Here is an 11,311-nt window from a genome sequence, read left to right as displayed (position 1 = left end):
TCCAACCGCTTGACGACTACCGCATGGCGGTTTCGTTGCCGTCGAGGCCATCTTCCGACTCGCTTTCGTCGGTGATTCCCAACAACTCTTTGTTCACGGGATTGTAGATATAGACAATGCCGTAAACTTCGATCGGCACGTCGTACCGATTGTCGACCTTCTGCTGACCGCCGCCGGGCATCCCAGGACCGCCATCGAATCCACCCTCAAAGCCGCCGGGCATGCCGCCGGCGAATCCGCCCATGCCACCCATACCGCCACTGGCGCCGGTCGTCGGGTTCAGACGCAGCTGACGCACTTCCAGCATCAGGTCGGCGTTACCGCATTCGACCAACAGCTTGTCAATTTTGCGTTGATCGATGGTGATCCGCATGCGAACCGGCAACCGCTTGGCGACCGCCAGATAATAACCTTCTTCTGTGGGGGACGTCATCGCCGTCTTCAGCGTTTCGGCGTCGATCTTCTTGTAGTCCTTGTCGACATAGCGGAACATCGCGGGATCGACCGGCGCCATGGCGCCACCCATGCCCATTCCGTCCATGCCCATTCCGTCCATTCCCATGCCATCCATCCCCATACCGTCCATCCCCATCATCTCGGGATCCATGCCATCCATGCCCATTCCGTCCATCCCTATGCCATCCATTCCCATACCCATTCCGTCCATTCCCATCTCCATGCCGTCTTCGCCGGCAGCGGCGATCATCGGAGGAAGTTCGAGTTGGATACGCTGGTTGGCGACCCCTTTGCCAAGCTCAATCGCTTCGATGCGTTTGATGGCGGCGAGGTGATGTTCGGTCGTGTCGCCGTTGACCGCCTTGATGATCCGCATCAGGTTTTCCAAGACCCACAGGTCTTCCTGAGCGTAGAGCACTTCTCGCGGCGTGGGACGATTGTTCGGACGCTTCGACCAATCGAAGCTCTTCGCTTGAATCATCTGCTGATTCGCGGAATCCCAGAGCACGACGGGACGCTCCTTGACGCCGACGCCCGGATTGGCGCCACCCATCGGCCCCATTCCTTCCATGGCGAAATCGCCGCCACCGCCAGCGAAGCCGCCGGCAAAACCACCGCCGCCGCCCGCATTTTCGGCCACGTTCCATTCGGCGCCGATTTTCTCGGCCAGCTTCGGCAATTCTTCTTTGATGTAGTCGCGGTAGACTTCGCAGAGCTGCGTCGTCAAACCGGTACGTCCCTTTACCAATTCTTCATCCGGCACCGCTTCGATTGGGTGGTTCTGCAGTACCGAGTTGACCGTCGCCGCAAAGTCGATCCGACCGGCGTTCAGCTCCTTCGGCCAGACCAATTCCTTTTGCTGCGACTCCCACTGATATTGCCAGCTCTTGGCGATATCTTCGCGATAGCGATTGAGCCACCCTTCCATGCCGGCGGCGAATTTTTCGTTCGGGTGCTCTTCGGTCGAAGCGATCTGCTGGGCCGAGTTCCGTTTCGATTCGATCTCCGATTTCTGCTTCGCCAGATCGGCGTCAATCGTCATTGACGCGTAAAACCAGACGCCCAGCGAGGCCACCAACACGAGCCCGGTCAAAACCCAGAAGCCGTATTTCTTCATCGCGGCGAGAAAGACACGCATTTGATCCATGGCTTAAAATCCCTCCTCGGCGGCAGCAGCGGCCGCAGCAGCTTCCGCCGCGGCTTCAGCTTCTAGTTTCTTGTTTTCGATACGCTTGCTCACTGGCGTTTCCTGCCAGCAGAACTGGACGGTGAACTCGTAAACCTTGACGGGGATCTTGGGCGGAACGATTTCCCCCGCGGCGCCCATCGGGTTCACGCCGCCCATCGGGGCCATCATGCCGGCTTCGCCGTTCATGCCCATCGTGGCCGGATCGTAGTCGGGATTGTCGACCTGAACGGTCCGCGGAACCGAGTCGAGCACGATCACAGGGTGCGAAATCCCCAGTTCCTTCATGCTGACTTCGATCATCTGACCGCTGCCGTCGTCCAGCATGATCGAGCCCGACTCAAGCTGATGGATCAGCGTATTACGAACATACTGCGGCCCCGAATTCTGACGGGCCTTGGTGCTGTTGTGGAAGTGCTTTCCTTTCAGCTGGATCACCCAGCCGCTTTCGGTCGGCCCGGCCAACGCGTCAACGATTTCGCCGTTCTCGTCGACCATCTCCATCGCCTCTTCCCCTTCGGCCGGAGTAATTTCCTCCTCCATCGAAGCGTCAGGCGCGGCGGCCGGCGTCATCGGGTTAGCAGCGCCAGGCTCGGCGCCTTCTTCGACAGGAGCGGCGCCCTTTTCGTCCAAGTCTTCCGCAGTCAGACCCACTTCGGCCGCTTCGTCCAGGCGTTTGCTGTTATCGACTGTTTGGCGATAACGTTCGCGCAGCGATACGGTGTACCAGAAGCTGACGTCGGGGTAATACTTCGATTCGACGCTGTCGATGTACAGGAACGGCCGTTCTTCGATCGGCATCTTCCACAGCTCTTCCGGCTTCCCTTCATAGGTCGGCAGCGAGGCGGTGACCGCTCGCAGCAACTCCGGCCAGAGGCGACGGTTCTCTTCGTTGCCAACCACGTAGTTGCCGATCGCCCGCAGGTTCTCGGCGTCGGTCATATATTGATCGTCAGTCGACTTGTGCGAACTGCTCTGCTGCTCAACCCATTTTACGGCACTAATGGCCTGAGCAAACTTCTCCGGATCGGCTGTGTTCCAGGCCTTCCAGTGGAAAAAGAAGTTGACCGTGCAGGCCAATAGCAGCGCGGCGACCGCCGCGACCGCCCACGGCTTCTTTTCGCGGATCAGTCGGTCGACCAAGATTTCCTGCGGCAGCAGGTTGGTCTGCAGGCACGACTTCCGCTGCCCCTGCAAGCACATGCCGTAGCAGGTGGCGAACGACATGATGTTGTCGCGGAACGCCGCCGACGAGGTGACTTCAGAACCTGACAGCTTTTGAAAGCCGTCGATTTCGACCGCTTCGTAGCCGAGGTTCTTGGCCAGGTACGAGACCAGACCGGGCAGCTTCATCGCGTTGCCAACCGGCACGATCCGCGAGATCTTCGCCTTACGGTCGAGGGTCTGGAAAAAGCCGATCGAACGCTGGATGTCGGTCACCAGTTCGTTGAACTTCGGCCGCATCGACTGGAAAATCAGCTTGGCGTCGTCCGCTTCGCGGGCATGACGCTTCAAGTGCTCGGCCTTGGCGAAGGTCAGCTTCAGGTCTCTGGTCAGCTGCTTCGTAAAGTGGTTACCGCCGATCGGCAAGCTACGCTGCCAGACGCGGAAACCATTGGTGATGACCAGATCGGTCGTCTCGGTTCCCATCGAGAGGATCACGTACGACTCAGGCTGATTGGCCGGGTCATATTCTTCTTTGGTCGGATTGGCGGTCAGTAGGTCATGCGCGACGAAGTTGTACAGCGCGACCGGCGTCAGCTGCACGAAGTCGACGTCGATCCCGGCGTCCAAAAACGGCTGCAGCGAGCGGAAAACCTGGTCCCGCTTCATCGCGAAGATGCCGATTTCGGTCTCCAGCGAGATCCCTTCTTCGACATGGGCGCCCGGCATCGGCTGATAATCCCAAACCACTTCGTCGAGCGGGAACGGGATCTGCTGCTTCGCTTCGTACTTGACGATGTCGGGAATGCGTTTCGCTTCGACCGGCGGCGCCTTGAAGAAACGAGCCAGACCGGCCTGCCCCGGCACCGAGATCGCAACTTTGTCGTTCTTCAGTTCGTTGCGCGACAGAAACTCTTTCAGCGCATCGCGAATCATCTGCTCCGGATTGGTGTCCGGCAGCGTCAACAGCTTTGGATATTCGATGTAATCGAAGGCGTCGGCAACCAGCCAAAAACCATCATCATGCACCGTGCATCGGAGCGCCTTGATCGCGGCATGCCCGATATCAATGCTCCAAACGCCTTTCCCAGCAGCCATGTTGGGTCCTCAATTCACTCGAAATTTGCGCAGAAACTGAGCGGTAATATAGCGAAGTCGAGCAGAGATTTCCCCTGCACCACAGAAAAGCCAGCCGCCGCGTGCTGATCGCGAAAAGTATTTAGGTAGAACGGAAGATGAGAACTGACGCCGCAGCAGACCTGGGCGGCAGCTTGATTTATTCTAATGCGGGCGAACCTGAAGTGTCAATGAATTTGCGGGGGGCAGAAAACGCAGCAAACCACTACTACAAAATAACTTACGACACAAAACCCTACTCCCGCCATTCGAATTTTTAAGAATTTGCGTGCTGCCTAAGGCTGCATTTCAGCTTCGCAGTTCGTGCTGTAACACGTTTAACGACAATAACTTCTGACAAATCATGGCCTAACGGTGGATGTCGCCCACCGCCGCGTCTCGGCTATAATGCCGACACGTCCGCCCCGGATTTGCCGCATCACCACCCTGCCCAAGAGCCGCCTCGTTGATGTATCAAGAAGTCTACATCCTGATCCCCTGCCACAGTTTCGAGGACTTTCCGACGCATCATCGCGGAGACGAAGCGGCGAGCCTACTTGCCTGCTGGTCGGCGATCTGGCGTCCTGAACTGATCGCCGGGACCGGAAAAATGCCGCAATGGGCCCGCATCGACTCGCCGCCGGACACCCTGGATGAGCGTCTGCTGCTGATCCCGCTGGTCAGCGAAAAGGATATGCAGGCCGGATTTTCTCGCCGGGCCAAAGAATCGGGCGCCAAGGTGATCCGCAAAATGGTCAATCGCGACGAAGCGATCGCCGCCGCGCTGGAAGGCCTCGAAAACCCCGACAGCCTGGAAGAGGATCTCGCCGCAGACTTTGTCGCCCTCGGTTACTGCTACTTGCAGACCGAACTACTGACGCGGCAGATGCGTTACTCCAGCAATTTGGACGAGGTCTATTTCAGCGAAAAGCTGGTCGCCGCCGCCCAGTCGGCCGTGATCGGCGAGACCGAAGCGGCTCGCGTGCTGCTGCAAACCTGCTTCGACGTTCTCGCCGAAGAACGAAACAGCTTCTATCCGGTCGACTCCTACTTTCTGGACCTGACCCTCTGCGCGTCAACAACGCTGACCGCCCTGGCGAAGGAACTGGAAAACGGGCAGCCGACCAACGTCGTCGCCAGCGGCGAAGTGATCGAGCAGCTTGCTCAGTCGCAGCCCGAGACGGCTGCGAAGCTGCGAGAAAAGTTACAAGCGAAACAGTGCGGCCTGATTGGCGGCGAATACCGCGAAGGCCCGCTACCGCTGTACGATCCAGAAACGCTGCTGGCCAACTTCCGGCAAGGCATCTCGGCGTACGAAAAACATGTAGGGTATCGCCCGACCATCTTCGGCCGCCGCCGCTTCGGCCTTTCCTCGTTTCTGCCGCAAGTGCTGAAGAGCCTTGGTTTTCACGGGGCGATCCACGCCACGATGGACGACGGCAAGTTCACCCACTCGAACCAGACCAAGGTTTCGTGGCAAGGAAATGACGGCTGCAAGATCGACGCCATCGCCCGACCGCCGCTCGACGCCAGCACGCCTGACAGCTTCATCGCCCTGTTTCAACGGCTGGGCGAAGCGATGGACTCGGACCATGTGGCGACGATCTGCTTCGCCCACTGGCCCGGCAATGTCTCTCCCTGGTACGAAGACCTCCGCCGCATCGCCCGCTATTCGAGCGGACTGGGTAGTTTCATGACGGTCGAGCGTTATTTCGCCGAGACCGAACTTCCCCCGTATCACGACACGTTCAAAGACGCACGTTACAACTCGCCCTATCACAAGCAAGCGGTTATTCGCCGCCAGGCGGGCCCTGTTTCTGCGCATCGCGATCGAGCGGTCGACAACGCCAAGTTTGATGCGGCCAATAGCGTCGAGGCGGTCACCGCCCTGGTTACCGGTCATGCTGGCCCAAGCCATGATCCACATCGCAGTTGGGCAGAGCCGGCCGAAGGGTCGACTGCCGAATCCAATGCCGATTCAATCGTGGAAGGCGCGCTGACCAACTTCGCCGCGAAATTGCCGCGTCGCGACGATCCCCCGTCCCCTGCCCTGCTGATCGCCAATCCGATTAGCTTTACTGCGGTCGGCGGCAGCGAGACCGATCAACTTGATTCGCTCCCCGGCGGAAAAGCGACGTTGATCGCGGCGGAAGACAAGAGTGGCCGCCACGCGGTTTGGGAGGCTCCGGCGTGCGGCTACGCCTGGCTGCCCGCTGGCGGATCCTCGCCGAGCGGCAAGACGCAAACGATGATCAAAGATGGCGTCTTGCGCAATGAATATATGGAGGTTCATTTCGATCCGATCACCGGCGCCCTGCAATCGATCTACGACTACAAGAGCCGCGGCAATCGCTTCTCGCAACAGTTGGCGTTGCGACTCCCGGGAGAACGCCCGGCGACCGGTGCTCGCTATGTCGATCCGGATGAAACCGCCGTTTACTCGATCATGGCGGCCGACTCGATCGACATCGTCACCAACACTTCCGCCGCCGGAAAAATCAAAATCGCCGGCCGCTTGATTAACACGGCTGGTCACGCGCTCGCCCAGTTCGAGCAGGTCTACACCTTGTGGCGATCAAGTCGCGTGCTAGAAATCGACATCCACCTGACGCCACACGAAGAGCCGAAGATGGAGGCCTGGAACTCCTACTTCTGTGCCCGATTCGCGTGGAGCGACGGTTCGGCGTTTTTGTATCGCGACCAACACTGGCAACGCCGCCGGGTCGACTCGAAGCGGATTGAAGCCCCCAACTACATCGAGGTCGAAAATGGCAAAGCCCGCACTCAGGTGCTGACCGGCGGCCTGCCGTTTCACCAGCACGTGCGCGGGCGGATGCTCGACACGATCTTGATTCCTCGCGGCGAAACGGCTCGCACGTTCAAACTCGGCATCGGCATCGACCTGCCGTATCCTCTGCAAGACGCGCGGCGCCTGACTTACTCGCCGCCGCCGCGACTCGAGAACGCCCCTTCTCCGACGCCTGGCGACACTTCCTGGGCGCTGCATCTGGACGCGAAAAACGTCATCATAACGGCGCTTGATCCGCTGACCTCGGGCGAGGCGGTCATCGGCTTCTCGGTGCGGCTGCTAGAGACCGAAGGACGCCCGGCCAAGGGAAAACTCCGCTGTTTCCGCAATGTCGGCAAAGCGGTTTTAAAGGAGTTCAACGGCGAAGCGACCGGCGGCGCGCTGACCAACGGCGATCGCGTCGAATTCGAACTGCAAGCCGGCCAGTGGCGGCAGATCGACGTCTATTGGGATGAACAGACGAAGGGCTAACAGGGAATGATCGTCACCATCGACGGGCCAGCCGGCGCCGGCAAGAGCTCGATCTCGCGGCAAGTCGCTCAGCGGCTGGGCTTTGAGTTTCTCGATACCGGCGCGATGTACCGCGCGGTCGCGTGGGCGGTGTTGCGAAACGACCGAGAGCTGACTGACGAAACGGCCGTCGCCGAAGTCGCCAACCAGATCGGCATCGATCTCTCTGGCGGGCGAGTGCTAGTCGACGGCGTCGACGCGACCGACGACATCCGTTCGCCCGAAGTGACCCAAGCGACGCGTTTCGCTGCGTCGAATACCGCCGTACGGATGCACTTGGTCGGACTACAGCAACAGTTTGGCCGCGAGAAAGACCTGGTCACCGAAGGCCGCGATCAAGGGACGGTCGTCTTTCCGCATGCCGAATGCAAGATCTTTCTGACCGCATCGCCGGAAGAACGAGCTCGCCGCCGCGTGGCGGATCTGGCGACGCGGGGCGTTGCCGCCGAGTTTGACGACATCCTGGCGCAACAGAATCGCCGCGACGAGGAAGACTCGAGCCGCGAAGTTGGCCCGCTGCGAAAAGCGGACGACGCGGTCGAGTTGTGCACCGACGGGATGACGCCCGACGAAGTGATCCAGCGGTTGATCGACATCGTGCAACAGCGACAGGCCGCCCTCTGACATGAGCAAAGAAGCAGCGCAGCACAAACGCTCGTTCCTGAAGCGAATTTGGTACGACACGTTGCGGGTAACGTCGCGACTGGCCGGCGTCTGCCTTTTCCGGATCCGCGTCTACGGCCGCGAAAACTGGCCGACCGAAGGAGGCGGGCTCGTCTGCCCGAACCACCAGAGCTTTCTCGATCCGCTGCTGGTCGGGCTGACGTGCGATCGCCGACTCAATTTTCTGGCCCGCGGCACGCTGTTCAAATTCCTACCGTTGCGGATGCTGATCAGCTCGCTGGATGCGATCCCAGTCGATCGCGAAGGTTCCGGCCTGGCAGGGCTAAAGGAAACGCTGAAGCGTCTGAAGCGGGGTGAATTGGTTCTGATCTTCCCCGAAGGAACCCGCACCCGCGACGGCGAACTCCAGCCGCTCAAAGGGGGCTTCATTCCGATGGCGCGTCGCGGCGGCGTGCCAATCGTCCCCGTAGCGATCGACGGCGCGTTTGACGCCTGGCCGCGAACCGCCACACTGCCGCGCCGCAGCGTGATCCACATCCGCATCGCACCACCGATTTCCACAGAGATGCTGCAGACGCTTTGCGATGAAGAGTTGCTGGCGGAACTCGATCGACGGATTGCGGATGCGTTCGCCGCGATTCGAGCGAGCCGGGCTTTGGCGTAGGCGCCGCTACTCCACCGGATCGCGTTTTAGAGAAAGCGGGGCAGGGGAGGCTTCTAGTTTTTCCAGCAGCGTCTGCGTTCCGCGGTTTTCGGCCAGCTTTTGTTCAGCGGCGGTAATTGGGATCAGAAACAGGAAGCGAGGCTGCTCGCCGGCGACTTGGGGGAGTCCAACGTTCGGCAAGAAACTGGCCGTTTCGGCGATCGCCAGGTGCGTAAACTGCGGGGCGACGCCAGCGAAGGCCTCGGTCGGAATCGTGTGTGCATGATCAAAATGGGTTGCGTAACGCCAGGGATAGCGGGCCAAGCCTGACAGTGCCCGGCAGACTTCCTCGTCGGCTTCCGAGGTATCGCCAATCATTCCCAATTCGATGCGACGCGACTTGGCGTCGTCGTCATCCGGTTCGGCGCCCGGCATCGGCAAGATCGCCATGCCGGCGGTCGCCATGAAACTACGCCCCTCGTTGCTGGAGAGCGTAATCGCCAGCGGCGGCCACTTCCCTTGATCGGCGGCGAAGTAACGCATCGTGCCGACATGGAGCGACTCGTAGCTTTTGAGCGTTCCCTCTTGGATCTGACGCCACGAGTCTTCGCTCCAGTCGCGCAAGAATTCGTCTTCCTGGGCAAACCGCGTCAGCAACACATTCTCTGAGGTCAGCGGCCAGGCCACCGACGTTTCGTTCTTACAGCCCAAGGCAAAGCCAGGGAAGCGATTCGCCGGGCCCCATGACGGCATGATCGCGACGATCTTTTCCAAGTGCCACACCGCGACGCTTTGCTGATCCAGACTCCAGCGTACATCCCAGTTGTCTGGCTCCAGATCTTGAATTAGGCCGGCCTCGTTGATCTCGGCATGGGGCAACCGTGGCGGCAGCGCGGCCCGCATTTGCTCTTCGACCTGAGCGGCGTCTCGCTCGCTATAGTTGCCGACCCAAAGCGCATGCATCTGCTTCGGCGCTTGCGGCGGGAAGACGTAGAGATAGATGCTCTCGTTGTCGCCATCAACTTCCAGGATGGCGACTTGGGTTTCGAACAAGTTCGGCTGTTCGCGAAGGATCACCGATTCCTGCATCCGGGCCTCTCCCGACAGCGGACTAGTATTTGATCAGGCTGAAGCATTCGTGCGGAGCAACCTTGGCGGCGCCGTCCAGAAAGCCCAGCTCGATCAGAAAGCAGCAACCAGCGACGGTGGCGCCGATCTTTTCGACCAGGTTCGCACAAGCCTTGATCGTACCCCCGGTCGCCAGCAGGTCGTCGACCAGCAAGACGTTCTGACCAGCCGAGACGCCGTCGATGTGGATCTCCAGCGTGTCGGTACCGTACTCCAGTTCGTACTCGAAGGAGTGCGTGTCGAACGGCAGCTTGCCGGGCTTACGAACCGGCACGAAGCCGACTCCCAACTTCAGCGCCAGCGGGGCGGCGAAGATGAACCCGCGGGCTTCGGCCGCGACGATCACATCGATCCCTTTTCCCTCGTACTGCGCCGCCATTTGGTCGATCACGGCGCCAAACGCCTGCGGATCGGCGAGCAGGGGAGTGATGTCTTTGAACAGAATCCCTTCCTTCGGAAAGTTGGGGATGTCGCGAATGTAAGCTTCGAGTTGGATAGCGTTCATCGAGTCTCGCTGCGCGCAAAAAAAACCACCTGAATGACTAGCGCTCAGGTGGTGAATATACGCGGTTTATCGAAGCGGCGAAAGCCAGGGCCGGCGAACCGCCAATAGGACTAGCGGCGAACCAGGCGGCGGCGGAACGGGCCTTCCAGCTCTCGTTCGCGAGGATCTTGCAGCCCTTCGGCCAACTTGCCGAGCGCCTCGGTCTCGATCTGGCGAACCCGTTCTCGCGTCAGACCGAGCTTCTCGCCGATCTCTTTCAGCGTATGCGGCGTCATCCCTTCCAGGCCGAAACGCATCCGCAGGACCGTCGCCTCGCGACCGTCCATCGTTTTGAGCATCTGCATGACGTTCTTCAGATCGTCATGTTCGACCATCTCGTCTTCGGGGTTCTTCAGACGCTCGTCCATCACCATCTCACCCAGCGACCAGCCGCTGTCGGCCTGATCGGTTTGCGGGGTCGAGTTGTAGATCTTGATCGCCTTCTTGATGATCGGCAGCTTCTTCTTCGGCAGGCCCAAGACGCGTGCGACCTCTTCGGGGGTCGGCGTACGGCCGAGTTCTTCGGTCAAGCGGTTGGTCGCACGGCGCCACTTCGACAGCAATTCGACCATATAGGCCGGAATGCGAATCGTCTTGGCGCAGTTGATCAGGGCCCGCTTGATCGATTGCTTGATCCAATAGCTGGCGTACGTGCTGAAGCGGGTTCCCATCGCGGGATCAAAACCTTCGACCGCACGCAACAGGCCGAGATTGCCTTCTTCGATCAGATCCTGCAGGCCGAGTCCCTTGCCGGTATATCCCCGGGCAATGTTGACTACCAGGCGCAGATTTGCCCGAACCATGCGGTCTCGCGCGTTGACGTCCCCTTCGCCGATCATGCGGGCCAACTCTTTCTCATCCTTGGCGGAGAGCAGAGCGGTCTCGTTGATCTCGCGAAGGTACGTCTCCAGCGGGCTCTGGACCGATTCTTCCTTGATCTCTTTTTTCGTATTCGTCGCCATATCGTCCGATAGCTCACGGTGCGGGGGAGGGCGTTGCTGGCACTTACGGATGCTATCGTCGATATCGAACGGGAATCTCAACTCCAGGGCAAAACGGCGCAGGTGGATCGGATGTGCGGGCGGTTCCGGCAGGCGCAAAAAAAACGACCCCAACGATTGACTCGTTGGG

Annotated in this window: 8 protein-coding genes; 3 read left to right on the top strand and 5 right to left on the bottom strand. The window is 59.9% G+C overall.

Features of this window, described 5'->3' with window-relative positions; all coding sequences use genetic code 11:
* Positions 1-16: 16 nt before the first annotated feature.
* Both Enr8_RS25490 and pilM read right to left on the bottom strand, forming a co-directional pair.
* Complete coding sequence (locus tag Enr8_RS25490) at positions 17-1,603, bottom strand: hypothetical protein (RefSeq protein ID WP_186767671.1); 1,587 nt, start codon at positions 1,601-1,603, stop codon at positions 17-19.
* Positions 1,604-1,606: 3 nt separating this feature from the next.
* Positions 1,607-3,904: a pilus assembly protein PilM gene (gene pilM, locus Enr8_RS15130; RefSeq protein WP_146432964.1), complete on the bottom strand. Its 2,298-nt coding sequence runs from the start codon at positions 3,902-3,904 to the stop codon at positions 1,607-1,609.
* Between the two features lie 487 nt (positions 3,905-4,391).
* Between pilM and Enr8_RS15125 the strand changes: the two genes are divergently transcribed.
* Genes Enr8_RS15125 through Enr8_RS15115 form a run of 3 tightly spaced genes read left to right on the top strand, consistent with a single transcriptional unit; the run spans position 4,392 to position 8,529 of the window.
* The gene (locus tag Enr8_RS15125; protein WP_146432963.1) at positions 4,392-7,202 is read left to right on the top strand and encodes a glycoside hydrolase family 38 N-terminal domain-containing protein; all 2,811 of its coding nucleotides are present in this window, start codon (positions 4,392-4,394) and stop codon (positions 7,200-7,202) included.
* A 6-nt stretch (positions 7,203-7,208) separates the two neighbouring features.
* Complete coding sequence (gene cmk, locus Enr8_RS15120) at positions 7,209-7,865, top strand: (d)CMP kinase (RefSeq protein WP_146432961.1); 657 nt, start codon at positions 7,209-7,211, stop codon at positions 7,863-7,865.
* Position 7,866: 1 nt separating this feature from the next.
* Positions 7,867-8,529 carry a lysophospholipid acyltransferase family protein gene (locus tag Enr8_RS15115; protein ID WP_146432959.1) on the top strand — a complete coding sequence of 221 codons (663 nt, stop codon included), beginning with the start codon at positions 7,867-7,869 and terminating at the stop codon, positions 8,527-8,529.
* Between the two features lie 6 nt (positions 8,530-8,535).
* On the opposite strand, the gene Enr8_RS15110 is transcribed toward Enr8_RS15115, so the two are convergent.
* The 3 genes from Enr8_RS15110 to Enr8_RS15100 all read right to left on the bottom strand — a co-directional run bounded on the left by Enr8_RS15110 (position 8,536) and on the right by Enr8_RS15100 (position 11,142).
* Complete coding sequence (locus Enr8_RS15110) at positions 8,536-9,597, bottom strand: suppressor of fused domain protein (RefSeq protein WP_146432957.1); 1,062 nt, start codon at positions 9,595-9,597, stop codon at positions 8,536-8,538.
* Positions 9,598-9,619: 22 nt separating this feature from the next.
* Complete coding sequence (locus tag Enr8_RS15105; RefSeq protein ID WP_146432955.1) at positions 9,620-10,141, bottom strand: adenine phosphoribosyltransferase; 522 nt, start codon at positions 10,139-10,141, stop codon at positions 9,620-9,622.
* Positions 10,142-10,251: 110 nt separating this feature from the next.
* Positions 10,252-11,142 carry a sigma-70 family RNA polymerase sigma factor gene (locus tag Enr8_RS15100; protein ID WP_146432953.1) on the bottom strand — a complete coding sequence of 297 codons (891 nt, stop codon included), beginning with the start codon at positions 11,140-11,142 and terminating at the stop codon, positions 10,252-10,254.
* Positions 11,143-11,311: the final 169 nt, after the last annotated feature.

Source organism: Blastopirellula retiformator (assembly GCF_007859755.1).
Taxonomy (GTDB): domain Bacteria; phylum Planctomycetota; class Planctomycetia; order Pirellulales; family Pirellulaceae; genus Blastopirellula; species Blastopirellula retiformator.
The sequence above is the reverse complement of the archived record's forward strand: the minus strand, read 5'-3'. Positions and strand labels throughout refer to the sequence as shown.